This window comes from Sulfitobacter sp. DSM 110093 (assembly GCF_022788715.1).
Lineage (GTDB): Bacteria > Pseudomonadota > Alphaproteobacteria > Rhodobacterales > Rhodobacteraceae > Sulfitobacter.
Window position 1 is genome coordinate 1,263,605 of the sequence record NZ_CP085167.1, and the last position, 25,564, is coordinate 1,289,168.

The window sequence follows — 25,564 nt, forward strand, 5'->3', positions numbered from 1 at the left end:
ACTAAAAGCCCCATCAAATGGGGCGCGACCAAAGCCCATCAAAGGGCGGGAACGTAAGGGACGACATGATCGGACTTGAGCATTACCTGACAGTGGCGGCGACGCTGTTTGTCATCGGCATCTTCGGGCTATTCCTGAACCGCAAGAACGTGATCATCCTGCTGATGAGCATCGAATTGATGCTGCTCGCGGTGAACATCAACCTCGTTGCCTTCTCCAGTTTCCTTGGTGATTTGACGGGGCAGGTGTTCACACTTTTCGTGCTCACCGTCGCTGCGGCGGAGGCTGCCATCGGCCTCGCCATTCTGGTCTGTTTCTTCCGCAACCGTGGCTCGATCGCGGTGGAAGATGTCAACGTGATGAAGGGCTGAGGCAATGGAAACCACAATCCTATTCGCCCCGCTTGTAGGTGCCATCCTCTGCGGTTTCGGCTGGAAAATCATCGGTGAGAAGGCCGCCCAGTGGGTCGCCACGGGGCTTTTGTTCCTCGCCGCCTTCCTGTCTTGGGTGGTTTTCCTAACGCTGGACGGCCCGACCGAGCAAATCCAGATCCTGCGCTTTATCGAAAGTGGCACTCTCAGCACCGATTGGGCGATCCGCATGGACCGTTTGACCGCGCTGATGCTGATCGTCATCACCACGGTATCGAGCCTCGTGCATCTCTACTCTTTCGGCTACATGGCGCACGATGAGAACTTCCGCGATAACGAAAGCTATCGCCCCCGGTTCTTCGCTTATCTGTCGTTCTTTACCTTCGCGATGTTGATGCTGGTGACAGCGGACAACCTCGTGCAGATGTTCTTCGGTTGGGAGGGCGTTGGTGTCGCCTCCTACCTGCTGATCGGTTTCTACTTCCGCAAGCCTTCGGCCAATGCCGCCGCGATGAAAGCCTTTGTCGTCAACCGGGTGGGGGACTTTGCTTTCCTGCTGGGCATCTTTGGCCTCTATATGCTGACAGATTCGATCCGCTTTGATGATATCTTTGCCGCAGCGCCCGACTTGGCCGAGCAGACGGTGACTTTCCTGTGGAACGATTGGAACGCGGCGAACCTGATCGCCTTCCTACTGTTCCTCGGCGCGATGGGTAAGTCGGCGCAATTGTTCCTGCACACTTGGCTGCCCGACGCAATGGAAGGTCCGACACCTGTGTCGGCTCTGATCCACGCGGCGACGATGGTCACTGCGGGTGTCTTCCTCGTCTGCCGCATGTCGCCGGTGATGGAATTCGCACCCGAAGCGATGGCATTCGTCACCGTGATCGGTGCCACCACCGCCTTTGTCGCGGCGACCATCGGTCTTGTGCAGACCGACATCAAACGTGTGATCGCCTATTCGACCATGTCGCAGCTTGGCTATATGTTCGTGGCGGCTGGCGTTGGCATGTATTCGGCGGCGATGTTCCATCTGTTTACCCACGCTTTCTTTAAGGCGATGCTGTTCTTGGGCGCGGGCTCGGTCATTCACGCGATGCACCACGAGCAAGACATGACCAACTACGGCGGTCTGCGTAAAAAGATCCCCTACACCTTCTGGGCGATGATGATCGGCACGCTGGCGATCACCGGTGTTGGCATCCCGCTGACGCATATCGGTTTCGCGGGCTTCCTGTCGAAAGACGCGATCATCGAGAGCGCTTGGGGCGGTGGGTCAATGTATGGCTTCTGGATGCTGGTGATCGCAGCGGCGATGACGAGCTTCTACAGCTGGCGCCTGATTTTCCTGACCTTCTTTGGCAAGCCGCGTGGCAACAAGCACACGCATGAGCATGCGCATGAAAGCCCGATGGTCATGCTGATCCCGCTTGGCGTTCTGGCGCTCGGCTCGGTCTTTGCCGGGATGGTCTGGTACGGCAGCTTCTTTGGCCATGCCGATCAAGTTGGCAAATTCTACGGCATTCCGATGGCAGAAATGGCCGAAGGCGGCGACGATCATGTCGAAGGAGCCGAGGATGACCACGGTGCCACCGGCCCGGTTGACGGCGACCACGGAGCCGAGGCGCTGGTCGAAGGCCACCAAGACGAGGGCGCGCATCACGAAGCCTTTGGCGGTGCGCCGGGCGAGGGGGCGCTTTACTTTGCGCCCGACAACCATGTGCTGGATGACGCGCATGCTGCCCCGACATGGGTCAAGGTCTCGCCTTTCATCGCGATGCTGGCCGGGTTGGTCATGGCCCTGTGGTTCTATATCTGGAGCCCAACCGTCCCCGGACGGCTGGCGGCGAACCAACGCCCGCTTTACCTGTTTCTGAAAAACAAATGGTACTTTGATGAGGTTTACGACGTGATTTTCGTGCGTCCCGCCAAAACGATCGGCCGGTTCCTGTGGAAACGCGGCGATGGCAATGTGATCGATGGCACGCTGAATGGCATCGCCATGGGCATCATCCCCTTCTTCACCCGCCTCGCGGGTAAGGTACAGACGGGCTATATCTTCACCTATGCCTTCGCCATGGTGATCGGCATTGCCGTTCTGGTGACATGGATGACGATGAGCGGAGGAGCGAACTGATGGATACGCATCTGCTTTCAATCATCACATTCATTCCGGCCTTCGCAGCGTTGATCCTTGCGGTGTTCCTGCGCGGTGACGATGCCGCCGCCGGGCGGAATGCAAAATGGTTGGCCTTCATCACCACGACGGTCACCTTCCTGATCTCGCTTTTCGTGCTGTTCGAGTTCGATCCGTCCAACACCGACTTCCAATTCGTGGATGAGGCCGACTGGCTTCTGGGTCTGAAGTACCGCCTTGGCGTCGACGGGATTTCGATCCTTTTCGTTATGCTGACCACCTTCATGATGCCGCTGGTTATCGCGGCAAGCTGGAATGTCGAGCATCGCGTTAAGGAATACATGATCGCCTTCCTGCTCTTGGAAACGCTGATGCTCGGCGTGTTCATGGCGCTGGATCTGGTGCTCTTTTACCTCTTCTTTGAGGCGGGTCTGATCCCGATGTTCCTGATCATCGGCATCTGGGGCGGGAAAGAGCGTATCTACGCGAGCTTCAAGTTCTTCCTTTACACCTTCCTCGGCTCGGTGCTGATGCTGGTGGCGATGGTTGCGATGTTTACTGAGGCGGGCACGACCTGCATCGGCGGCTGCGAGGTTAGCCTGCTGACACATAACTTCGCCTCCGATAACTTTGAGCTTCTGGGCATTCAGATCGTCGGCGGCATGCAAACGCTGATGTTCCTGGCCTTCTTCGCCAGCTTCGCGGTCAAGATGCCGATGTGGCCGGTCCACACTTGGCTGCCCGATGCGCACGTTCAGGCCCCGACGGCGGGTTCCGTGGTGCTGGCGGCGATCTTGCTGAAAATGGGCGGCTACGGCTTCCTACGCTTTAGCCTGCCGATGTTCCCCGTAGGGTCAGAGGTGATGACCCCGCTGATCCTGTGGATGTCTGCGATTGCCATTGTCTACACCTCGCTGGTGGCGCTGGTGCAGCAGGACATGAAAAAGCTGATCGCTTATTCCTCGGTCGCACACATGGGTTTCGTCACGATGGGCATCTTTGCTGCGAACCAGCAGGGTGTTGATGGTGCAATTTTCCAGATGATCAGCCACGGTTTCATTTCCGGCGCGCTCTTCCTCAGCGTTGGCGTGATCTATGACCGGATGCACACCCGTGACATCGACGCCTATGGTGGTCTGGTGAACCGGATGCCTGCCTATGCGCTGGTCTTTATGTTCTTCACCATGGCGAACGTGGGTCTGCCGGGCACATCCGGTTTTGTGGGGGAATTCCTGACGCTGATGGCGACCTTCCAAGTGAACACTTGGGTGGCTGCTGTGGCGACCACGGGTGTGATCTTCTCGGCGGCCTATGCGCTGTGGCTCTATCGCCGCGTGGTGATGGGTGACCTGATCAAAGAAAGCCTCAGGGCGATCACCGACATGACCGCGCGTGAGAAATGGATCATTGCACCGCTGGTGGCGATGACCCTGATCTTGGGCGTCTATCCGGCGCTGGTGCTTGATATGATCGGGCCGTCGGTGGCTGCTCTCGTTGACAATTACGACATGGCGCTGGAGGCGGCTGACACCGCTGTGCAGACCGCCGATGCCTCGCATTAAGAAGGACTTGGCGCATGATATCCGCTGATCTGAACATCATTCTGCCCGAGATTGTCCTTGCGGGGTTTGCCCTGCTTGGCCTTCTTGGCGCGGTCTATACGTCGAAAGACAAGGCCGCCGGGGTGCTCGTCTGGGTGACCGCGGTGGTGATGGTGCTGCTGGCTGGTTGGGTGGCCATGTCGGGTGACGGCTCCACCAACATTGCGTTTCATGGGATGTTCATCGACGACAGCTTTGCCCGCTTTGCCAAAGTAGCGATCCTGCTGTCGGCGGCTGCCGTGTTGGTCATGTCCGAGAACTACATGAAACTGCGCGGTTTGCTGCGGTTTGAATATCCCATTCTGGTCTCGCTGGCGGTTGTCGGCATGATGGTGATGGTCAGCGCAGGTGACCTGATGGCGCTTTACATGGGGTTGGAACTGCAATCTCTGGCGCTCTATGTCGTCGCTTCGCTCCGTCGCGACTCAGTCAAATCGACCGAAGCCGGTCTGAAGTATTTCGTTCTCGGCGCACTCAGCTCGGGCCTGCTGCTTTATGGTGCGTCGCTTGTCTACGGCTATGCCGGGACCACGCTTTTCGCCGGGATCATCACAACCGCGCAAACCGGGGAAACCTCGCTCGGGCTGCTTTTTGGTCTGGTCTTCCTGATCTCGGGCCTTGCCTTCAAGGTCTCCGCCGTGCCGTTCCACATGTGGACACCGGACGTTTATGAGGGCGCACCGACCCCGATTGCGGCGTTCTTTGCAACCGCGCCTAAAGTGGCCGCCATGGGTCTTTTCGCGCGGGTCATGCATGACGCCTTTGGCCAGATCGTCAGCGACTGGAGCCAGATCGTGGCACTGCTGTCGGTGCTGTCGATGTTCTTCGGCTCGGTCGCCGCGATCGGCCAGACCAACATCAAACGTCTGATGGCCTTCTCGTCGATTGCCCACATGGGCTATGCGCTAATGGGCTTGGCTGCGGGCACGGCCTTTGGCGTGCAGGCAATGCTGGTCTATATGGCGATCTATGTGACGATGAACCTCGGCACCTTTGCCTTCATCCTGCTGATGCAGAAAGACGGCGCGCCGGTGACCGATATCACGCTGCTCAACATGTATGCCAAGACCAATCCGGGCCGCGCCCTTGCGATGCTGGTGCTGCTCTTCAGCCTTGCGGGTGTGCCGCCGATGCTGGGCTTCTTTGGCAAGTTCTATGTGCTGCGCGCAGCCTATGATGCCAATATGGCATGGCTCGCTGTGGCGGGCGTAATCGCCAGTGTGATCGGCGCTTATTATTACCTGCGGATCGTTTTCTACATGTATTTTGGCGAAGAACGCTCTGACACGTTGGATCACCAGAACGGTGGCGTGCTGACCGTGGTGTTGATGGCGTCGGCGGTGATCATGATCGTCGGGATCGCAAACATGTTCGGTGTCGAAGGCATGGCCGCCTCGGCCGCGGCGTCACTGGTGAACTGAGCGGTGCGTCGGCCGATCCGCCGGACCACCGCATGACCAATTGGCCGGAAGGCTATGGGCGGCGCGCCTACGACACGCTTGATTCCACCCTTTCCGAGGCGGCGCGGTTACAGCAAGAGCTGACCGCGCCGACCTGGATCTTGGCGCTGGAGCAGACGGCTGCGCGCGGTCGCCGGGGCCGAAGCTGGACGACCCCCCGCGGTAATTTTGCGGCAACCTTGATGATGCCGCGCAAAGAACCGCCCGGTATCGCCGCATTACGCTCTTTCGTGGCGTCGCTGGCGCTGTACCGCGCCTTTGTTGCGGTGACGGGGCGAGAAGACGCTTTCGCGCTGAAATGGCCGAATGATGTACTGCTCCGGGGCGGCAAGGTTGCGGGTATTCTGCTGGAAAGCGTGGGTGACCAACTAGCCATTGGTATCGGTGTGAACCTTGCCCATGCCCCCGTGGCCAGCACGCTGGAGACCCGCGCCCTGCCTGCGGTGACGCTGCGCGAAGCGGGGGCAAATGTAACTGCCGAAGATTTTCTCGACATCCTTGCGCAACAATATGCCGGTCTGGAAGATCAATTCACCACCTATGGTTTCACAGCAATCCGCAGCGCATGGCTGGCCCATGCCGCACGGCTGGGAGAGGTCATAACCGCCCGAACTATGCGCGATGAAATCACCGGTGTTTTCGAAGATGTCGACAGTGCGGGCAATCTGATCCTGCGCACCCGCGAAGGCGCGGTGCCCATCACCGCAGCAGACGTATTTTTCTAAAATCGGGGGGAGGGAAGCAGCATGCTTCTGGCAATTGATTGCGGCAACACAAATACGGTATTCTCAATCTGGGACGGGAAAGAGTTCATCGCCACATGGCGGACCGCGACTGAATGGAAACGGACGGCTGACCAATATTTTGTCTGGCTTAACACTTTGATGCGGTTACAAAATATCGACGCCGACATCACCGATATGATTATCAGCTCGACCGTGCCGCGTGTGGTGTTCAACTTGCGGGTCCTCGCTGATCGCTACTTTCAAACTCGCCCTCTGGTGGTCGGCAAACCCGGCTGCGCGTTGCCGATTGACGTGCGCGTTGACGGGGGCACACAGGTTGGGCCTGACCGGTTGGTGAATACGGTCGCGGGCTATGATCTTTATGGTGGCGACTTGATCGTGGTCGACTTTGGCACCGCAACGACCTTTGACGTCGTCGCAGATGATGGTGCCTATATAGGCGGTGTGATCGCCCCCGGTGTGAACCTCAGCCTAGAGGCGCTGCATAGTGCCGCTGCCGCTCTGCCGCATGTTGATATCTCCAAACCGGCGCATGTAATTGGCACCAATACAGTGGCCTGTATGCAGTCGGGTGTCTTTTGGGGTTATGTCGGGCTGGTTCGTGAGATATGTGACCGGGTAAAGGCGGAACGCGCTAGACCCATGCGCGTTATCGCAACGGGGGGGCTGGCTCCGCTGTTTCAACAGGCAGTCGACCTGTTCGATGATTATCAAGATGAACTCACGATGCACGGGCTGACCGTGATCCACGACTACAATAAGGACAAAGCTGAATAATATGAGCAGCGAACGATTTATCTACCTTCCCCTCGGTGGGGCGGGTGAAATTGGCATGAACGCCTATGTCTATGGCTACGGCAAACCCGGTAAAGAGCGGCTGATCGTTGTCGACATCGGTGTGGCCTTCCCCGATATGGACAGCACCCCCGGCGTTGACCTGATCTTGCCCGACATCACGTGGTTGAAAAAACGCCGTGACCAGATCGAAGCGATCTTTATCACCCACGCACACGAAGACCACATCGGCGCGATCGCCCATTCTTATGAGGCGCTCAAAGCGCCCATTTACGCGCGTGCCTTTACCGCAAATATCGCCCGCCGCAAGATGTCAGAGCATGGCCATCCTGAGGATGCGATCACGACGGTGGGCAAGTGGCCTGAGCAGATCACTGCGGGTCCGTTTAAGATTGGCTTCTTGCCAATCTCGCATTCGATCCCTGAATCTTCGGCCATGGTCATCGACACGCCCGAGGGGCGCACGATCCACTCCGGCGATTTCAAGATCGACCGCACACCGGGCGTGGGCGAAGCCTTTGATGACGCGCTTTGGGCCGATGTCTGCAAGGATGGCGTCAAAGCGTTGATCTGCGACAGTACGAATGTGTTTTCCGCTCATGCCGGACGTTCTGAGGCCACAGTCGGCCCAGAGATCGAAAAGCTGGTAAGCGGCGCTGAGGGTATGGTGATCGCTACGACATTCGCCTCCAACGTGGCGCGTGTCAAAACGCTGGCCGAGGCCGGCGCGCGCGCAGGTCGGTCGATTGTACTGCTGGGCCGGGCGATGAACCGTATGGTCGAAGCCTCGATCCAGACCGGTGTGATGAAGGATTTCCCGCCGGTGATCTCGCCCGAGAACGCCCGCGCGATCCCACGTGAGAACCTGATGCTGCTGGTTACGGGCAGCCAAGGCGAACGCCGCGCGGCTTCGGCGCAGCTTGCACGGGGTAAATATCAGGGGATCGAGTTGAAAGAGGGCGATCTGTTCCTCTTCTCGTCGAAAACCATCCCGGGCAATGAGCGCGGTGTTATCAGCATCATCAACCAGTTCTCTGAAAAGGGTGTTGATGTGGTGGACGACTCTTCGGGTCTTTACCACGTGTCCGGTCACGCCAACCGCCCTGATCTGGAAACGCTGCATGATATTGTGAAGCCACAGGTTCTGATCCCCATGCACGGCGAGCACCGTCACCTACGCGAGCATGTAAAAATTGCAGACGGCAAGGGCATCACGGGCGTTCTGGCCGTTAACGGAATGATGATTGATTTGTCGGGCAACAAGCCCAAAGTGGTTGAGCATGTCGACACGGGCCGGATGTACCTTGACGGATCGGTTCAGGTCGGTGCGCTGGATGGTGTGGTGCGGGATCGTATCCGCATGGCATTGAACGGTCATGCGACTGTGACGATGATTTTGGATGCCGACGACGAGCCGCTTGGCGAGCCTTGGGTTGATCTGATGGGTTTGCCGGAAACAGGCCGTTCCAACGCGCCACTGGTGGATGTGCTGGAACAGGACCTAAGCCAATGGCTCAACCGTCAGAAAGCCGCCACCCTGCGCGATGACGACAAGCTGAACGACGGCCTGAAAAAGGTTGCTCGACAGTCGGCGCAGAACGAAATCGGCAAGAAACCCGAAGTTACCGTGGTGGTTAGTCGTCTGAACTGACCTCTTCGCCACCGCTGCACATATAGACCGCGCCGCCAACTGCGACCACGCTTACCCCCGTGGCCGCAAGGGCGGCGGGGGTCGATAGCGCGGTGGCCAGCGTCGTGCCCGTGGTCGCCAAATTGGCGCTTAGGGCCGACGCTCCTCCGGTTAGAATGAACGCCCCTGACTTATGCGCCACGGCTCGTAGGTTTTCCGGCTGGCTAACCGTATCCACGGCAGAGCGCGCGATGCTTTTGCCAATATCGACCGTCTCTTCCTTGGTGGTATTTACCCGTTCGCAGAATGTCTTTCTGCAATAGCCCCGATAGTTCCGTTCGCCGGGGATCAGGAAATAGCCATTCTCATCCGTCGCAGTCAGGCAATAGCCATTGATTTGGTCCAGCGGCACGGAGGTGGCAAGGTAGTCAAACAATACCCCGCTGTTGCAGGCAGGCGGCGTGCCCCAAAGATTGCTCCATTTCCGGGCGGGCCAGTTCATCAGCCTTTCGCGGGTGCCGACCTCGTCTGCGAAGTTTGCGAAATTCTCGGCCTCTACAACCACTTCGGCACCGTTAACCACAGCACGGCAGCGTTCCGCGCTGGCGGGGCTGGCCAGAAACGCGGAGAGGGACAAGGCGAGGGTGACAAAAGCGGGACGCAGCATAACAGGCCTATCTGAGGGGGTTTAACCCCAAATAGCACAGACGAATTCGCCGCCAATCCCGGTCAGGATCGGCGGCGAATTCATGCCAGCGGTAGGGCTGGTTTAGATACGTTCTCTAAAGCTGAGGCCGATGAAGTCGGGCGTATGATCGCCCAGACCGACAACACGGTTATCACCAGCGCCCCGCTTGTCGTTGCGACCACGACGTTTCTTATCATCATTGCCGCCACGGTTCGGCTTTCGCTCGTCCTGTGCCACTGGGGCCGCTGCCTGTGGGGCAGGGGTAGGCTCAGGATTCGGTTCCGGTTTGAGCTGAGGCTTCGCTTCAGCTTTCGGCGCTTCGGCCTGTGGCTGCGTGTCTTCGACGGGCTTGTCTGCCGCGGGATTTTCTGCACGGGGTGCATCAGGCTTACGGCTGCGCGACCGGGTGCGCTTGGGCTTGGCGTTGCTTTTGGCTGGCGCTTCGGCAATAGGCTCTTCGGCGGCAGGCGCGTCGGTATGGAGCAGGTTTTCGAGGCGCGGGATCTCTTTTTGAACCAGACGTTCGACATCCTCAAAGTTCTTTTCGTCACGCGGCACGCAGATCATGATCGCCTTGCCATCGCGCCCGGCGCGGCCCGTCCGACCAATCCGGTGCACGTAATCCTCGGCGTGGCTGGGCACGTCGAAGTTGAACACATGGCTTACGCTTGGCACATCAAGGCCGCGGGCAGCCACGTCAGAGGCAATAAGGAAACGCAGCTCACCGTTGCGGAAGCCTTCCAACGTTTTGGTCCGCTGGCTTTGATCCAGATCACCGTGAATGGGTGCCGCGTCATAGCCGTATTTTTTCAACGACTTGGCAACGGTGTCCACATCCATCTTCCGGTTACAGAAGATGATTGCGTTGGTGCATTTCTCGCCTTCGGCGTCGATCAGCAGGCGCAACAGTTTGCGCTTTTCGGTGGCTTCACGGTCCTTGCGGGAGGCTTTGAACATCACCACGCCTTGGGTGATATTCTCGCTCGTGGTGGCCTGACGGGCCACTTCGATCCGCTCGGGATTGCTGAGGAATGTATTGGTGATCCGCTCAATCTCAGGCGCCATGGTGGCAGAGAAGAACAGCGTTTGCCGGGTAAAGGGCGTGAGGCCAAAGATGCGTTCGATATCAGGGATGAAGCCCATGTCGAGCATCCGGTCGGCTTCGTCGACGACCATGACTTTCACATCCGACAGGATCAGTTTGCCCCGCTCGAAATGGTCCAGCAGGCGGCCGGGTGTGGCGATCAGCACGTCGACGCCTTTGTCGATCAGCTTGTCTTGCTCCTTAAAGCTCACGCCGCCGATCAGCAGCGCTTTGGTGAGCTTGAGGTGCTTGGAATAGGTATCGAAGTTTTCAGCAACCTGCGCTGCCAATTCCCGCGTGGGGCAAAGCACGAGGCTCCGCGGCATCCGCGCGCGGGCACGGCCACGGGCGAGCAGCGAAAGCATCGGCAGCGTAAAGCTGGCGGTTTTGCCGGTGCCGGTCTGGGCGATGCCCAAGACGTCGCGGCCTTCGAGGGCAGGGGGGATGGCGCCGGCCTGAATGGGTGTGGGCGATTCGTAGCCAGCTTCTACAACAGCTTTGAGAACCTTGGCGTTCAAGTTTAGATCGGTAAATTTTGTCATGTGCGTCCGGGTTGAGCGGACACTGACTTGGCCCGCGGCAGCAATACAAGCCGGCCCGAATGGCCCTAGGGGCGGCATATGCCGCGGCATGTTGCGAAAGCGCATAGCAAGTTGCGGCCCAGCCGTCAAACACTTGACCTCTCAGGCGCTTAACTTGCGAAATGGCGCGACACCTTTGCATCAAGGTCAAGATCGGCAAGGCGCAAGAGCCCATGGGCCTTCAGCGTGGCGCGCAGTTCGGGCGAGTCGGCGCAGACCTCGTCAAAGAAGGCGCGCAATCCCGGCTCGCCCCCTTCGGATTCGATCATGGAGAAGAGCTCATGCATCGACAGCCCACCACGATCACGGGGGCGGTTGGGGGCGAGATCGGAACGGTAGGAGCCTTTTTCAAGCCGGTAGCGATAGGCGGCCAGCCAGTCGGGCCAGCTTTTCGCGTGCAGGTGTGCCAGATCAATGCCGGGCTGTTGCTCTGGCCCGTCAATCATCGCGTCATTCTGAAAAACGTTGTGTATTTGCAGGCGAACGTCGGCCATCCCGGTGCGGACAAAAACCTTCCCGGCCAAATGGCTCAGGAACCCCCCTTTGACGTATTCGCCATAGGTTGGGTAAAGCTCCGACACGATCTGTACGCGCTGCGGGCCGTTCGGAATGAAGGCTTTGAAGGCTGTCGCATCGCCCGCCAAAGCCTCCATCGGGCGGATGCGGGCGATCTTTTGCGCTGCGGGCAAGGGGGCGAGCACCTCGCCCACAGGGCGGTCGGCGACAAGGAATTCGTCCACATCCATATGGATCAGCCAATCCACATCATCCGCGCGGTTATCGGCGCGAGTAGCGTTCTGGCTTTGGCGGACCTGATGTTTTTGCGGGCGTTTGCCACAGAGCTTTTGCCAATAGGCATCATCGCAGGTGACGACGCGGATCTTGGGGTGGACTTTCAAACTGTCGAAAGCCTCTGCGTTCTCAGCATCGAGAAAAAGATAAAGCCGATGCGCGCCTGCCTCAAGGTGATAGGCGGCAAAGCGTCGTATCTCGTCAGCGGGGGCCAAAATTGTGGCAACCAGCCCCCATTTCGTCGTCGTCGTCATCGTGTCTCCCCGGTTGGGTCCAGAATGCCATGATTGTTCACGAAATCAAGGCTTACGACCCATACCGGACAGGCTATTTCAGACCATCATTTCCTTGGTCGCGGTCAGCTTCACATCTGGATAATCGCGCTCAACCCGGTCGATGTCCCATTGCAGACGGGTCAGGTAGACGATGTCGCCGTCGTGATCATGGGCGATGTGCTGTTTGTTGGCTTCGGTAAATTTATCAACAGCTTGCTTGGCGCCGTTCACCCATCGGGCCGAGGTGAATTGCGACGGCTCAAACCGCACCGGCAGCCCGTATTCCAGCTCAATCCGGCTGGCGAGAACTTCGAACTGCAATTGTCCGACCACGCCGACGACAAAGCCCGAGCCAATGGAGGGTTTAAAGACCTTTGCGGCACCTTCTTCGGCGAATTGCATGAGCGCCTTTTCGAGGTGTTTTGCCTTCAGCGGATCGCCCGCGCGCACGGATTGCAGCAGTTCGGGCGCGAAGGAGGGGATGCCGCTGACGCGCAGCGCTTCGCCTTGGGTCAGCGTGTCGCCGATACGCAATTGCCCGTGGTTCGGAATGCCGATGATGTCACCGGCCCAAGCCTCTTCTGCCAATTCGCGGTCGGAGGCCAAAAACATCACCGGGTTAGAGATCGTCATCGGTTTCTTGGTGCGCACATGGGTCATTTTCATGCCCCGCTCAAAATGCCCCGAAGCGAGACGGACAAAGGCCACGCGGTCACGATGTTTCGGGTCCATGTTGGCCTGCACCTTGAAAACAAAACCCGCGACCTTGGTTTCCTCAGGCAGGATCTGCCGGGGAGAGGCAGCTTGGATTTGCGGCTCCGGCCCGTATTTAGCGATGCCTTCCATCAACTCGCGCACGCCGAAAGAGTTGATGGCGGAGCCGAACCAGATCGGCGTCAGCGTGCCTTCGTGCATCGCTTTTAGATCCAGAGGCGGCAGCAATTCGCGCGCCATCTCAAGGTCTTCGCGAAGCTTTTCCAGCAGGGCGGCGGGGACGTGTTCGGACAGCTTGGGGTCGTCCAACCCTTCGATCTTGATGCTGTCGGCAACGCGGTTCCGGTCGGCGCGGTCCATCAGTTCCAGACGGTCGCGCAGCATGTCATAGCAGCCTACAAAATCGCGACCCACGCCGATAGGCCAGCTTGCGGGCGTCACGTCAATGGCAAGATTTTCTTGAATTTCGTCAATGATCTCAAACGTATCGCGGCTCTCGCGGTCCATCTTGTTACAGAAGGTCAGGATCGGCAGGTCGCGCATCCGGCAGACTTCGAAAAGCTTTTGTGTCTGGCTTTCCACACCCTTGGCGCCGTCGATCACCATCACGGCGGCATCCACGGCTGTCAGCGTCCGGTAGGTGTCTTCGGAGAAGTCCGAGTGGCCGGGGGTGTCAACGAGATTGAACCGGTAGTTGGTGTCACCGCTGTGGAAATCGAACGACATGGCTGAGGCCGAGACCGAGATCCCCCGGTCTTTCTCCATCGCCATGAAGTCAGACCGCGTGCGCCGCGCTTCGCCCTTGGCGCGCACTTGGCCAGCCATCTGAATGGCCCCACCAAACAGCAGGAACTTTTCAGTCAGCGTGGTCTTGCCCGCGTCAGGGTGGCTGATGATCGCAAAGGTGCGACGGCGCGCGATCTCGGCGGGCAGGGCGGGGCGGTTTTGCGGCGTGTCCAACATGACAGGGCGTATAGACGCGGCGCGGGCAAGCGGCAAGTGGCGGCAGTGCGTGAGTGGGGCGCGATCAGCAGGTACTGGCCTTGCGGAGCAGCGCCGCCGCATCGGGACGGTCAAGCAGCGCTTCGGCCAGATCAAGCCCCGCGTGCGGCAGATCAGAGTGGCCGGGGATCACCTCTCCCAAGGCGGCGGCCATTTCAGGCGGCAGGACAGAGCGTGTGCGGCTGTCGACCAGCATCGATTCCGCCGCGATCCCTTCGGCATAAATGATCTGATGCCCGTCAAAAAGCAGCTGGAAGTAATCGACAAACCCGCCGTCTAGGACAGTTACACTGTCGCCATTAACCAGATGTCGGGCCTTGACCAGTAGCTCTGAGCGGCCCGCCCCCATCGCGTCACTGCGTTGATAGATAAACAACCGGTGGTCGGGGCTTACGGTCAAGTCGTGTTCGTTATTAAGGGTGCCTGCGCGGATGCGGATCGGAGCAAAATCCCCCACTGCGCGCAGGGTACTTTGGCCAATCCACCGCAGGGTCTGCACCCCGTCGTCACGGGTAAGAATACGGTCGCCGACGCGCAGGTCTTCGATTAGCCGCAACTCTCCGGTGCTGAGTGAGATATGCGTGCCGCGCGTGAACGAGACGCAAGCAAGCTGGCCAAATTTCTGCTGGGCTGTCTTGGTATCGATCCCGACAATACGGTAGCCCGTCTGCGGGATCAGCGGCCCCAGCGGCAAGAGGTACACTTCGGCGGCGCGCCCTTGGCCATCGACTTCGACCAGCAGCAGCGCCTCTTGGGTCTGGCCATCAGGCGACATCAACGTGAGAAGACTGTCGAGGTGCAGATCAGCGCCGGGGCTGCCAACGTCGGTATCTTCGGCAAGTTGCAATTGGTTGCCCGGAAGGGTCAGGAATGACAGCCGCTGTGGCTCTGCCTCCCGGTCCAGCTCATAGGTGTCATCAAGCACCAGTTCAGCAGCGAACGAAAGCACATCGCCCATATTTGCCCCGTCGCACGCACGCAATTCTTCGGCGCGGTAGACGGCAATGCTTTGGGCAGGGGCGGTGCGGGTGCGGGACATGATATGCCTTTGATTTGGGGGCTTTCGCCAGCGGGATAAGATAGAATTGTGGCCCACATGGGTCAAGGCTCGGGTGATTTGCTGGCATTGGCTGCGTGGCGTGGTAGGCATATGCAAATGCATAGGAGGAATCGCAGAATGGATTTGGGAATTAAGGGCAAGAAGGCGCTGGTATGCGCATCTTCCAAAGGGCTTGGCCTTGGCTGTGCCGAAGCGCTGGCGGCGGCGGGGGTGAACCTTGTGATGAACGCCCGTGGCGCGGAAGCATTGGAAGCTTCGGCAGAACGCATCCGTCAGGAGCACGGCGTTGAGGTTGTCACCGTCGCCGCCGATGTTGCAACCGAAGAGGGACAGGCGCTGGTCATCAAGGCCGCTGAGGGCTGTGATATTCTTGTGAACAACGCGGGCGGCCCGCCTCCGGGCATGTGGCATGATTGGGACCGCGAAGATTTCATTCAAGCACTGGATGCCAATATGCTGGCCCCCATCGCGCTGATTAAAGCGTTGGTGCCGGGCATGATGGACCGTGGCTGGGGCCGGGTGGTCAACATCACCAGCCAGTCGGTGCGTGCGCCGATTGGTGTGCTGGGGCTGAGCAATTCGGCACGTACCGGGCTGACGGGCTATGTGGCGGGCACCTCGCGGCAGGTGGCAGGCAAAGGGGTGACGATCAACAACCTTCTGCCGGGTATCCATGCCACCGACCGAGCGGATTCGCTGGATGGCGCTGTGGTAAAGTCCAAGGGCATTTCGCTGGACGAGGCCCGCGCGGAACGGCAATCGGGCATCCCGGCAGGCCGCTATGGCACGCGCGACGAATTTGGTGCGGCTTGTGCGTTCTTGTGTTCGCAGCACGCTGGGTTCATCGTGGGTCAAAACCTGCTGTTGGACGGCGGCGCCACAAACATGACGATGTAGGCGGGAGAGGGGGCCAAAATGAGGTGAAACCTCAGCGCTGCTGGTCGCCCTCTTCCCCCATTTCGGCCAGCGCCCTAGACCTGCTGCCGCGCTATAAGGCGGCGCAGGTCGCTCTGGACGGGCGGATGCTGAGCGGTCTTTGCCACGCCGCCGGCCATCACATTTCTGACAGCGTGTGTTTCTGGACTAGCCCGCTTCAAGCCGCGCGGCTAACGCTAAAGGGGTCGTCTCACCGAAAGGGTCCGCCCCATGCAAACCACCGTTTTAATTGTTCTCTTTGCTGCCGTCATTCTGGCCAGCCTCTTGGTCGCGCCGCGCCGCGCCACTGTCGAAGGGTTCTTTGGCGGGGCCAATGCAGCAGGCCGTGCGCCGGGGCTTTGGGTGCTGGTGCTAAGCCAAGTCACCACATGGATTTTCGCCCGCAGCCTAATGAACGCGGCGATCTTGGGCTATTTCTACGGTATTGCGGGCACGCTGGCCTATGCGGCCTACTACGGGTCGTTCCTGACGGGCGGCTTTATCGTCGGCCATTTGCGCCGCGGCGGGGCGCGCTCGGTCCAAGATTGGCTGAGCGGGCAGTTCGGGGGGGCGGGCACAGGGGCCTACAACCTTGTCATTGGGCTACGGCTGCTGTCGGAGGTTTTTGCCAATCTGCTGGTCGTCGCACTGATCTTCGAGGCCGTCTGGCCGGGGTCGGGCACGCTGGCGGTGCTGATCGTTGCGGCTTTGGGCTTTGGTTATTCGGCGTGGGGCGGGCTTTCCGCCGCGCTGCGTACGGATGTGGTGCAGATGATGGTCTTTCTTGTCGTTTTCGGTCTCGCACTTGGCGCGCTACTGCTTAGCCCGGGGTTCGAGCTTGGCGCGGTGCTCAGCGCGCCCGGTGTTTCGGGGCCGTATAACGGCTGGGTGCTTTTAGTCGTGGCGCTGCTACAGGTGTTTTCATATCCCGCCCATGACCCGGTAATGATGGATCGGGGCTTTCTCGCCGATGAGCCGACGACCCGCGCCTCTTTCCTGCATGCTTTTTGGATTTCGACACTTTGCATTATCGGCTTCGGTTTCTTCGGCATTCAGGCCAGCCTCACCGGTGCGGCCTATGAGGGCGAGTTGATCGGCACATGGGGGCAGATGTTTCCGAGTTGGATTTTCGTGGCGCTGATGCTGTCCTTGCTGGTTTCGGCGCTTTCGACGTTGGATTCCGCGCTGGCCTCTGCCGCGCGACTGATGGTTGAGGAATGGCGCGTCGCCCCGCGAAGTCTTGCGGGCGGGCGGTTGGTGATGGCCGGATTTATGGCGCTAGGTGCTCTGTTGACACTTTGGGGTAACGCGACGCTCTTTGACGCTGTGGCCGTCAGCGGGACGGCTTCGATGTTTCTAACCCCGGTGCTGCTGGTGGGGCTGGTGGCTAAGCGCGCGATCCCGGTCCGGAGCTACCTTACTGCCTTCGCCGCCGCGATGCTGGGGGCGGCTGCCTATTTCGCGCGGGGCTGGGAACCTGTGGCGGCCCTTCTGCCGGAGGGGCATAAATATGAGCAATTGCTGGCGATCTGCGTGTTTGTGCTGATCGCGGGGTTCGCTGCGGTGCTTGCGGGGGCGCGGCGGGGCTGATAGCTGGGTTTCCGAGCGATTTGATCGGATAGCGCATCTTCCATGAGTGATCCTACCCCCCGACTAGAGATCAAGAACCTGCGCCGCAGCTATGGCGGGCGGCAGGTGGTCGACGACGTGTCTTTGCAGATTATGCCGGGGCAGGTGACCTGTCTGCTTGGGCCATCGGGCTGCGGTAAATCCACGACCCTGCGGATGATCGCGGGGGTTGAGATGCAAGACAGTGGCACTATTCATGTCGACGGCAAGCTGATCTGCGATACGGTGTTTCGTGTTCCCCCAGAGCGGCGCGAGATCGGGTTGATGTTTCAAGATTTCGCGCTGTTCCCGCATCTGAGCGTGGCCGACAACGTAGGATTCGGGCTCAAGACCGGGACCAAGGCCGAAAAACGCAAACGCATCGAAGACCTGCTCAAACGAGTGGACCTGTTGCGCTACATCGACGGCTACCCGCATCAGCTATCGGGGGGAGAGCAGCAGCGCGTGGCGCTTGCGCGGGCATTGGCCCCGCAACCGCGTATCATGCTGATGGACGAGCCGTTCTCGGGCCTCGACAACCGTCTGCGCGATGGCATCCGGGATGAGACCCTAAGCATCCTGAAAGAGGAAGACACCGCCGTTCTGCTCGTCACCCATGAACCGGATGAGGCGATGCGCATGGCTGATGAGATCGCGCTGATGCGCGACGGCAAAATCGTCCAGCAGGGTGCGCCCTATAACGTCTATACGCGGCCCGTTGACCGCGCTTCGGTCGCGTTTTTCAGTGATGCGAATGTGTTGGAGGCCACGGTGAACGGTGCATTGGCCAATACGGTCTTTGGCCAGTTTCTTGCCCCCGGGGTGCCCGATGGTACGCCGGTCAATATCGTCTTTCGCCCGCAGCATCTGCGCATTGATTTTGACCGCGCAGGCAAAGGCCCACGCCCAACGGCAACCGATGGCGCTCCGGCGCGCGCCGTGGTGGAGCGGGCGCGGTTCATGGGCAACGAAAGCCTTGTCGAATTCGTGCTTGAGCAGGACGGCTCGCGGCTGAGGGCAACGGTGCCCAATGTCTTTCTTCCGCAACCCGGCGCTGCCATGTGGCTTACCGTGCGCCGCGACCGCTGCTTTGTCTTTCCGGTGAAATCATGACCCCGCTGATGGTAGAATTTGGCATGGGGTCGTCCCTGCGCCGTGGTGATTATACGCAGGCCGCGAAACGGGCGGTGCAGGATGCGTTGTGGCATAATTCGATTAATCTGGCCGAACTTTTCGGTTTCGACAAATCCGCCATGCGCATCATCCTCGACGTGGGCGTGCAGCGCCCCGATCTGGTTGATGCCGAAGCACTGCGCGCGGCCTTTCCCTATGGTGAGGTGACGGTCAATCTGCACCTCGGCGGGCTTGACGTGCCACGCCCCGAAGGAGAGGGCAACCCGACTGTCATGGCCAATGTGGCACTGTCCGTGGGGTTCGACATGGAGCGTGCGGATGACTGAGCAACGGATCATCATCGAGATGGGCATGGGCAACGATCTGCACGGGATGGACTATACCAAAGCCTGCGCCCGCGCGATCGAGGATGCTTTGCGCCATTCTTCCCTACCGCTATTTGGCGCCTTGGACGTGACACCGGACCAGATGCGCGTGCAGGTCACCGTCGCGGTGCAGGAACCTGACAAGGTGGATATCGACGTGCTGGTGGCCAAGCTACCGCGTGGTCGGGCCGAGGTGCGTGCCGTCTTGGGCGGGCTGAACGTGCCCACGGGACAGGATACGATCGTCGTGGCGCAGGCGAGTGTCGAGGCGTTCTTGCCGCCGCAAACTGGCTGGCGGTTGAAGGGTTAAGACTGGGCGTGGGCGTCGGCCAAGCTCTTTCCCGGCTCATCTACGAACAGTTCTGGTAGCGCCTCTGCACGGTCAATCTGATTTAACGGGTAGGTCGCAAATCCTTCGTCGTCTTCACACCATGCGGTCAGCAGCCAAAACCGCCCCCAATTCTCTACCCTAAGCGGTCGGACGACCCGAGCGCCTTCGTTCACGATGCCGATCCGCAATTTCTGCCGCGCCTGTATCGCCGCGCGCAGCACGGGTAGATGCGCAAAGATCCGTGTCGCCTTGCCCTGCGGTTGCAGCGCGTGGCGCCATGCAGCACCTTCGGCGATGCTTTCGGTCGGTAGGACGGCGTCGAACTTTGCGGCCAATGTCCCTGCCGCGCCCTGCAAATCGGCATCACCCACCTCCGCCGCAACCGCGAGGCCAAGGTTTAGCGCCTCCAGTTCAGTTGGGGTGAGGGTGATGGGCGGCAAGGTGATTGCAGGCGTGATCCGGTAGCCTTCGCCCCGCGTCCCGGCGACGGGCACGCCCGAGGCGCTGAGCTTGTCCATATCGCGGTAAATCGTGCGCACCGACACACCCAGAGAGGTCGCCAGATCATCCGCCCGATGCACCCGGCCATCCCGCAGGGTGTCGATCAGTGTGACCAGCCTAAGATTGTTGTTGTTCATACTCCTGACATAAACACGTCAGGAGTGATTCTGCATCCGCGAAATCTGCGGTGCACGGCACCAAGCGCTGCCATCACGACCGCTTTGCCTCTTCATGCCCCCGGCAAGGGCGGCTATCACAGGATAAACCGGTGCGCCCGCACGCGTGCCAAACATGATGGGAGAACAGACATGTTGAACAATATCGGATTGCCGGGCCTGCTGCTGATTGCGGTTGTGGTGCTGGTGCTTTTTGGCCGTGGCAAGATTTCCTCGCTCATGGGCGAAGTCGGCAAAGGCATCACCAGCTTCAAAAAGGGCATCAGCGAAGGCGAAGAAGAGACCAAGCGCACGGACGACATCAAACATGTCGACGAAGTGCACCATGCCGACCTGCCCGAGCATGCCGATCAGGGCACGCATCCTAAAACCGACCTGAAGGCCGACAAGGACCGGGTGTAACCCGATGTTCGATCTGGGTTGGACGGAACTTCTGGTCATTGGCGTCGTGGCCCTGATCGTGGTCGGCCCCAAGGACCTGCCCGTGCTGTTTCGGCGCGTCGGGCAATTCGTGGGTAAAGCCAAGGGCATGGCGCGTGAATTCAGCCAAGCGATGAACGACGCCGCTGATGAAAGCGGTATGCGCGAGATGTCTTCGTCGCTGAACAAGTCGCTGAAAACCGCGACCAATCCACTGGGCAGCGCGATGGACGAAGTGAAGGACGCGACCCGGTCGCTGACGAACTTTGATCCCGACAGCGAGACCGGCAAACTGGCGGCGCAAAAGGCCGAGGATGTGAAAAAGATCCAAGCCAGCACCGCCCGCGCCGCTGCCGAGCGCAAGCAACGCGAAGCGGCTGAAGCCATGACACAGGCCGAGGCGGCTGAGGCAAAGTTGTCTGACGCGACCCCGTCAGAGGTTGCCAAACCTGCGGCAAAAAAGGCGGCCCCGGCAAAACCTGCCATCGAAAAGGCGCCAGCGGCTAAGAAGCCAGCGGTTAAGAAGACGGCCGCCAAGAAACCTGCCGCGAAAAAGCCTGCGACCAAGAAGCCAGCGACAGCCAAACCTGCTGCGAAAAAAGAGTAAATTAAATGAGCGCCTCCGACGACTATGATATCGACGACAGCTCGGCCCCGCTGATCGAGCATCTGGCCGAGCTGCGCACGCGGCTCATCCACTCTGTCATCGCCTTCATCATCGGTATGGTGATTTGCTTTACCGTCTGGAATCCGATTTTCAACTTCCTGACCGAACCGCTGTGCTCGGCCATGGCCGAACGGGGTCAGGAAGACTGCGGGCTGATCCTGATCAAGCTGCAGGAAGGTTTCTTTGTCGCGATCTCGATCTCGCTCTTGGGCGGTCTGGTGCTGGGTTTTCCTTTCATTAGCTACCAACTTTGGCGCTTTGTGGCGCCGGGGCTTTACAAGAACGAGAAGGGCGCGTTCCTGCCTTTCCTGATCTCCTCGCCGGTGATGTTCTTCCTCGGCGCGGCCTTTGCCTTCTACGTCGTCACGCCGCTGGCCTTCGACTTCTTCCTTGGGTTCCAGCAGGCGGGCACGCTCGTCGGTGAGGGACCGGAGGGTGAGAACGGCATCGCCGCCATTGCCTTCCAAGGCTCCGCGCAAGAATACCTCTCGCTCACGATCAAGTTCATCGTGGCCTTTGGCCTTTGCTTCCAATTGCCAGTGCTGCTGACGCTCATGGGCAAGGCCGGGTTGGTCAGCTCCGAAGGTCTGGGCAACGTGCGTAAATACGCAGTGGTGGCGATCCTTGTGCTGGCCGCACTGGTCACACCGCCGGACGTGATCACGCAGGTGATCCTCTTTGTGGTGGTCTATGGCCTTTACGAAATCTCGATTTTCCTCGTGCGCCGGGTCGAGAAAAAGCGCAACGAAAAGCTGCGCGAAGAGGGCTACTTTGACGACGAAGACGAGGAAGACCTGCTGTGATCGACGACCCGATGGACCGTATTGCAGCGGCGCTGGAGCGTATGTCTCCGGCGCCGCTTTCAGCCCCCGACTTCGACGCAGCGACGGCCTTTGTCTGGCACACCGATCCTGACCGACTGGTCCCAGTGCCAAAGGTGGCGCGGATCGATCTGCCATTGCTGATCGGCGTTGACCGGGCGCGGGATACTTTGCTGGCTAATACCCGCCAGTTTGCAGCTGGATTGCCTGCGAACAATGCCCTTCTTTGGGGCGCGCGGGGTATGGGAAAATCAAGCCTTGTCAAAGCAATACATGCTGATGTTCACGCATCACATGAGGGTCTGCGCATTGTTGAATTGCAGCGCGAGGATCTGCCGTCGGTCGGGCGTCTGCTGAGCCTGCTGCGCGGTGCGCCCCAGCGGTTTATTCTGTTTTGCGATGATCTGAGCTTTGGCCATGACGATGCGCACTATAAATCACTGAAAGCGGTGCTGGACGGCGGTATCGAGGGGCGGCCTGATAATGTCGTGCTCTATGCCACATCGAACCGCCGCCACCTGATGCCGCGCGACATGATCGAGAATGAGCGTGGCAGTGCGATCAACCCGTCCGAAGCAGTGGAGGAGAAGGTCTCTCTCTCTGACCGCTTTGGGCTGTGGCTTGGGTTCCACCCCTGCGATCAAGACCAGTATCTCTCCATGATCCGGGGATATTGCGATGCCTTCGGTGTCGAGATCGACGACGAAACCCTGCGTGCAGAGGCGGTCGAATGGCAGGCCACGCGCGGTGCCCGGTCGGGGCGTGTGGCATGGCAGTATTTTGTGGATCTCGCTGGCCGCAAGGGTGTCCCGGTTACGGGCGGCTGAACAACGGTATTTCGGTGTTAGACAAAAGGGGCCTGCATTATCTGAGGGCCCCTTTTTTCGTATTCTTACTGAATATAGGGCGTTGGATCGACGCTTTCAAAACCTTTGCGCACCTCGAAATGCACATGCGATTCTGATCCGCCGCGCAACTTGGCAATCTGCTGGCCGCGGCTGACACTGTCGCCTTTCGAGACGTTCACCCCATCCACATTTGCATAGACCGTCAGCAGGTTGTCTGGGTGGCGGACCACGACAATCGGGATGCCATCGGCGCTTTTGGTGATGGCGGCGACAGTCCCGCCCTCGGCGGCTTTCACAGGCGCGCCGGGGCTGCCTTGGATGTTGATACCCTCGTTCTTGCCCTTCGCATAGGCGCGGATGATTGAACCCTGAACGGGCGGGGTCATTTTGGCGGCTTTGGCGGGCGCAGTGGTCTTGCCGACATCGGCCACGGGCTTTTCTGGCTCGGCCTTGGGCGGCAATGGCTGCGCGGTCTCATCTTGGGGCAGCGGTTTGGCGGCCGAGGGTGGCGTAGGCGTAGGGCTGCCCGCGCCGGGGGCGCTGGTGGCGGGCTGCACAGGTGGGGATGCAGCAGCACTTGATGTCGTGTTGGTCGCCTGACGGGGAGGCGCTTGTTTTTCAACTGGGATCAGCAAGAACTGGCCTTCGCGGATCGCAAAATCGGGGCCAAGCCCGTTCCATTCGGCCAGTGCTTTGACTGGCACGTTATAGAGGCGGGCAACGGTATAGGCCGTCTCGCCGCGCTCCACCCGGTGACGGACGGGCTCTTTGGATTGCGGTGCCGCGGGCTGAGGCGCGGGCGCGCTGGTGGTGGGGCTGCTGCTCGCGGGCGGCAGGCTTTGCGTCTGCACCGTTGGCGTCGCCGGGGCGCGGTCAATCGCGCTGCCTGCGAGGGTGGTGATGTCGACGCTGCCATCGGTGCCGGGGGCGGGTTCGGCCACACGGCGGGGCAGGGCGATGATTTCGCCTTGGCGCAGCGGTACGCTAAGTTCGATGCCGTTGTAGCGGGCCAATTCATTGCCATCTGCGCCTACGCGGGCAGCCACGTCTTTGAGCGTATCACCCCGGCGGGCCACAGCGACTTGATAATTTGGATAAGCGATGACGCCCCGCGCATCGGGTTTGGGGCGATCCGCAAGGGGGCCACGTGCGGCCTCGGCAGTTGAAAAACCATCGCCAAAGGTACTGCGCATGTCGTAATCAAGCGGCTGATTTTCGCAACCGGCCAGCAGTATTGCACTGGTTCCGGCCATTAGGGTCAGCCGCGTGTGGCGGCGCAAGCGTGTTTGGCGCATCTGCAAGTCCTCATCTTCGCCCCCTTAAAGATATGGGGCGTTGTCTCTCTAACCTATTAACCGTCCTTGCCCAAGCCTTCCAGCAGGGGGACAAAGCGCACGGCACGCAATTCGTCGTATTCTAGCCCGTGAGCGGTCTTTCGCACGCGAATTAGGTGCTGAACGGTGTCGGATTGGCCCACGGGCAGTACCATGATGCCACCCTCTTTGAGTTGGGCAAGCAAGGGGCCGGGCGGGTCTTCGGCTGCGGCGGTGACGATGATCCTATCAAACGGCGCCTGTTCGGCGAGGCCAAAGCTGCCGTCTGCCGTAATCGCGGTGATGTTGTTGAGATCCATCGCCTCAAATACGCCTCGCGCCTCTTGTACCAGACGCCGGTGCCGGTCGATTGTATAGACCCGCCGCGCGAGCTTGCTGAGGATCGCCGCCTGATAGCCCGACCCGGTGCCGATTTCGAGCACCTTATCGCGGGATGACACCTGCAAGGCTTGGCTCATCAACCCCACTACAGAGGGCTGGCTGATCGTCTGGCCGCAGGCGATGGGCAGGGGCATATCCTCATAGGCGCGGCTGGCAAAGAGGCCGCGGATAAAGGGGCCGCGGTCAATCGCTTCCATCGCCGTCAGCACACGCGCGTCAGTCACGCCCTTGGAGCGCAGCGCGTAGAGAAACTGCATCTTGCGTTCCGCTTCAGAAATGGGCGGCTCATTCATCCGTTAATGCCTGCCAGTGTGTCTAAGGCCGCGTGGTCCGTCAAATCGCAGCGCATCGGTGTGACCGAGACATAGCCGTCAAGGTTCACGCAGGCATCGCTGCCCGGTGCAGTCTGCACGCGCTGGTCGCCGCCTTTAATCCACAAGAAACGGCGGCCCGATGGCGAAAGATGTGCTTCGGTGGAGAAACCGGTGCCGGGGCGGCGGCCTTGGGGGGCCAGCCGGATGCCACGCACGTCCGCGCCTGCGACGGGGGGGAAGTTCACGTTGTAGAACAGACCGTAGGCGGCGGTCTCCTTGGGGGTATTGGCAAGGATACGGCGGCAGGTTTCAGCACCGTGCTGGGCGGCAGCCTCAAAAGGGTCGGCAAGGTCGCGGTTCGCGGGCCCATAGTATTGCGACAGGGCGATGGCAGGCAGACCTTGCAACGCCGCCTCTATCGCGCCGCCAAGCGTGCCGGAATAAAGCGCGTTTTCCGCGGCGTTATTGCCCCGGTTCACGCCTGATAACACCAAATCAGGGGGAGCTGCCGTCATCGTGTCATGGATTGCGGCAAGCACGCAATCGGCGGGGGAGCCTTCGGTCGCGAATACCCGGTCGTCCAGTTGCGAGATCATCATCGGCTTGGTGTAGCTGATGCAATGGCCCACGCCGGATTGCTCGAACGCGGGTGCGACGGTCCAGACCTCGCCCTTGGGCCCGGCCAGTTCCTCGGCTATGGCGCGCAGCACGGCCAAACCGGGCGCGTTGATGCCGTCATCGTTTGTAATCAAAATACGCATGAATGGCCCCTTTTTGCCTTGATAGGCGAGGGGCGGACCGGCGGCAAGCGCA

General features: G+C 60.0%; 25 protein-coding genes. 16 read left to right on the forward strand and 9 right to left on the reverse strand.

What is annotated here, in order from left to right:
* Positions 1–65 precede the first annotated feature (65 nt).
* From nuoK to DSM110093_RS06130, 7 genes are read left to right on the forward strand one after another with little or no spacing between them, the layout of a single operon-like run.
* Positions 66–371, forward strand: coding sequence for an NADH-quinone oxidoreductase subunit NuoK (gene nuoK, locus DSM110093_RS06100; RefSeq protein WP_007119508.1), 306 nt, complete (start codon positions 66–68; stop codon positions 369–371).
* Positions 372–375: 4 nt separating this feature from the next.
* Positions 376–2,508 carry an NADH-quinone oxidoreductase subunit L gene (gene nuoL / locus DSM110093_RS06105; protein WP_243267152.1) on the forward strand — a complete coding sequence of 711 codons (2,133 nt, stop codon included), beginning with the start codon at positions 376–378 and terminating at the stop codon, positions 2,506–2,508.
* A complete protein-coding gene (locus tag DSM110093_RS06110; RefSeq protein ID WP_243267153.1) occupies positions 2,508–4,070 on the forward strand; it encodes an NADH-quinone oxidoreductase subunit M in 1,563 nt (520 codons plus the stop codon). The genes nuoL and DSM110093_RS06110 overlap by 1 nt, the downstream gene beginning before the upstream one ends.
* Positions 4,071–4,084: 14 nt before the next feature.
* On the forward strand, positions 4,085–5,530 hold the full coding sequence (nuoN, locus tag DSM110093_RS06115) for an NADH-quinone oxidoreductase subunit NuoN (protein WP_243267154.1): 1,446 nt from the start codon (positions 4,085–4,087) through the stop codon (positions 5,528–5,530).
* Positions 5,531–5,562: 32 nt separating this feature from the next.
* Positions 5,563–6,294 (forward strand): biotin--[acetyl-CoA-carboxylase] ligase, encoded by a 732-nt coding sequence (locus DSM110093_RS06120; protein WP_243267155.1) that lies wholly within the window; start codon positions 5,563–5,565, stop codon positions 6,292–6,294.
* A gap of 21 nt (positions 6,295–6,315) precedes the next feature.
* The gene (locus tag DSM110093_RS06125) at positions 6,316–7,092 is read left to right on the forward strand and encodes a type III pantothenate kinase (RefSeq protein WP_243267156.1); all 777 of its coding nucleotides are present in this window, start codon (positions 6,316–6,318) and stop codon (positions 7,090–7,092) included.
* 1 nt (position 7,093) lies between these two features.
* Entirely contained in the window at positions 7,094–8,761 is a 1,668-nt protein-coding gene (locus DSM110093_RS06130; RefSeq protein WP_243267157.1) for a ribonuclease J, read from the forward strand.
* Here DSM110093_RS06130 and DSM110093_RS06135 read toward each other — a convergent pair.
* The 5 genes from DSM110093_RS06135 to DSM110093_RS06155 form a co-directional block, all read right to left on the reverse strand.
* Positions 8,745–9,407, reverse strand: coding sequence for a hypothetical protein (locus tag DSM110093_RS06135; protein ID WP_243267158.1), 663 nt, complete (start codon positions 9,405–9,407; stop codon positions 8,745–8,747). The two genes, DSM110093_RS06130 and DSM110093_RS06135, sit on opposite strands and share 17 nt — an antisense overlap.
* Before the next feature lie 102 nt (positions 9,408–9,509).
* The gene (locus tag DSM110093_RS06140; RefSeq protein WP_243267159.1) at positions 9,510–11,054 is read right to left on the reverse strand and encodes a DEAD/DEAH box helicase; all 1,545 of its coding nucleotides are present in this window, start codon (positions 11,052–11,054) and stop codon (positions 9,510–9,512) included.
* Positions 11,055–11,203: 149 nt separating this feature from the next.
* Complete coding sequence (locus DSM110093_RS06145) at positions 11,204–12,139, reverse strand: glycosyltransferase family 2 protein (RefSeq protein ID WP_243267160.1); 936 nt, start codon at positions 12,137–12,139, stop codon at positions 11,204–11,206.
* A gap of 78 nt (positions 12,140–12,217) precedes the next feature.
* A complete protein-coding gene (locus DSM110093_RS06150) occupies positions 12,218–13,837 on the reverse strand; it encodes a peptide chain release factor 3 (RefSeq protein WP_243267161.1) in 1,620 nt (539 codons plus the stop codon).
* 64 nt (positions 13,838–13,901) lie between these two features.
* Positions 13,902–14,915: a Hint domain-containing protein gene (locus DSM110093_RS06155; RefSeq protein ID WP_243267162.1), complete on the reverse strand. Its 1,014-nt coding sequence runs from the start codon at positions 14,913–14,915 to the stop codon at positions 13,902–13,904.
* A 138-nt stretch (positions 14,916–15,053) separates the two neighbouring features.
* On the opposite strand from DSM110093_RS06155, the gene DSM110093_RS06160 reads away from it, so the two are divergent.
* The 5 genes from DSM110093_RS06160 (at position 15,054) to DSM110093_RS06180 (ending at position 19,268) form a co-directional block, all read left to right on the forward strand.
* Positions 15,054–15,833, forward strand: coding sequence for an SDR family oxidoreductase (locus DSM110093_RS06160; protein ID WP_243267163.1), 780 nt, complete (start codon positions 15,054–15,056; stop codon positions 15,831–15,833).
* 249 nt (positions 15,834–16,082) lie between these two features.
* Positions 16,083–17,441: a sodium:proline symporter gene (locus DSM110093_RS06165; RefSeq protein ID WP_243267164.1), complete on the forward strand. Its 1,359-nt coding sequence runs from the start codon at positions 16,083–16,085 to the stop codon at positions 17,439–17,441.
* Between the two features lie 42 nt (positions 17,442–17,483).
* On the forward strand, positions 17,484–18,572 hold the full coding sequence (locus DSM110093_RS06170) for an ABC transporter ATP-binding protein (RefSeq protein WP_243267165.1): 1,089 nt from the start codon (positions 17,484–17,486) through the stop codon (positions 18,570–18,572).
* Positions 18,569–18,919 (forward strand): Lin0512 family protein, encoded by a 351-nt coding sequence (locus tag DSM110093_RS06175; RefSeq protein ID WP_243267166.1) that lies wholly within the window; start codon positions 18,569–18,571, stop codon positions 18,917–18,919. The genes DSM110093_RS06170 and DSM110093_RS06175 overlap by 4 nt, the downstream gene beginning before the upstream one ends.
* Positions 18,912–19,268 carry a Lin0512 family protein gene (locus tag DSM110093_RS06180; RefSeq protein ID WP_243267167.1) on the forward strand — a complete coding sequence of 119 codons (357 nt, stop codon included), beginning with the start codon at positions 18,912–18,914 and terminating at the stop codon, positions 19,266–19,268. The genes DSM110093_RS06175 and DSM110093_RS06180 overlap by 8 nt, the downstream gene beginning before the upstream one ends.
* Here DSM110093_RS06180 and DSM110093_RS06185 read toward each other — a convergent pair.
* Positions 19,265–19,927: an HTH domain-containing protein gene (locus DSM110093_RS06185; RefSeq protein WP_243267168.1), complete on the reverse strand. Its 663-nt coding sequence runs from the start codon at positions 19,925–19,927 to the stop codon at positions 19,265–19,267. The two genes, DSM110093_RS06180 and DSM110093_RS06185, sit on opposite strands and share 4 nt — an antisense overlap.
* A 171-nt stretch (positions 19,928–20,098) precedes the next feature.
* Here DSM110093_RS06185 and DSM110093_RS06190 point away from each other — a divergent pair, with 171 nt between their 5' ends.
* The 4 genes from DSM110093_RS06190 to DSM110093_RS06205 are packed head-to-tail and all read left to right on the forward strand — an operon-like array spanning position 20,099 to position 22,701.
* Positions 20,099–20,368: a twin-arginine translocase TatA/TatE family subunit gene (locus DSM110093_RS06190; protein WP_093926540.1), complete on the forward strand. Its 270-nt coding sequence runs from the start codon at positions 20,099–20,101 to the stop codon at positions 20,366–20,368.
* Between the two features lie 4 nt (positions 20,369–20,372).
* The gene (tatB, locus tag DSM110093_RS06195; protein WP_243267169.1) at positions 20,373–20,993 is read left to right on the forward strand and encodes a Sec-independent protein translocase protein TatB; all 621 of its coding nucleotides are present in this window, start codon (positions 20,373–20,375) and stop codon (positions 20,991–20,993) included.
* 5 nt (positions 20,994–20,998) lie between these two features.
* Complete coding sequence (gene tatC / locus DSM110093_RS06200; RefSeq protein WP_243267170.1) at positions 20,999–21,856, forward strand: twin-arginine translocase subunit TatC; 858 nt, start codon at positions 20,999–21,001, stop codon at positions 21,854–21,856.
* A complete protein-coding gene (locus tag DSM110093_RS06205) occupies positions 21,853–22,701 on the forward strand; it encodes an ATP-binding protein (protein WP_243267171.1) in 849 nt (282 codons plus the stop codon). Before tatC ends, DSM110093_RS06205 begins: the two co-directional genes overlap by 4 nt.
* A gap of 65 nt (positions 22,702–22,766) precedes the next feature.
* On the opposite strand, the gene DSM110093_RS06210 is transcribed toward DSM110093_RS06205, so the two are convergent.
* Genes DSM110093_RS06210 through surE form a run of 3 tightly spaced genes read right to left on the reverse strand, consistent with a single transcriptional unit; the run spans position 22,767 to position 25,512 of the window.
* The gene (locus DSM110093_RS06210) at positions 22,767–24,017 is read right to left on the reverse strand and encodes a M23 family metallopeptidase (RefSeq protein WP_243267172.1); all 1,251 of its coding nucleotides are present in this window, start codon (positions 24,015–24,017) and stop codon (positions 22,767–22,769) included.
* Positions 24,018–24,073: 56 nt separating this feature from the next.
* A complete protein-coding gene (locus DSM110093_RS06215) occupies positions 24,074–24,730 on the reverse strand; it encodes a protein-L-isoaspartate(D-aspartate) O-methyltransferase (protein ID WP_243267173.1) in 657 nt (218 codons plus the stop codon).
* The gene (gene surE / locus DSM110093_RS06220) at positions 24,727–25,512 is read right to left on the reverse strand and encodes a 5'/3'-nucleotidase SurE (protein ID WP_243267174.1); all 786 of its coding nucleotides are present in this window, start codon (positions 25,510–25,512) and stop codon (positions 24,727–24,729) included. The genes DSM110093_RS06215 and surE overlap by 4 nt, the downstream gene beginning before the upstream one ends.
* Positions 25,513–25,564 lie beyond the last annotated feature (52 nt).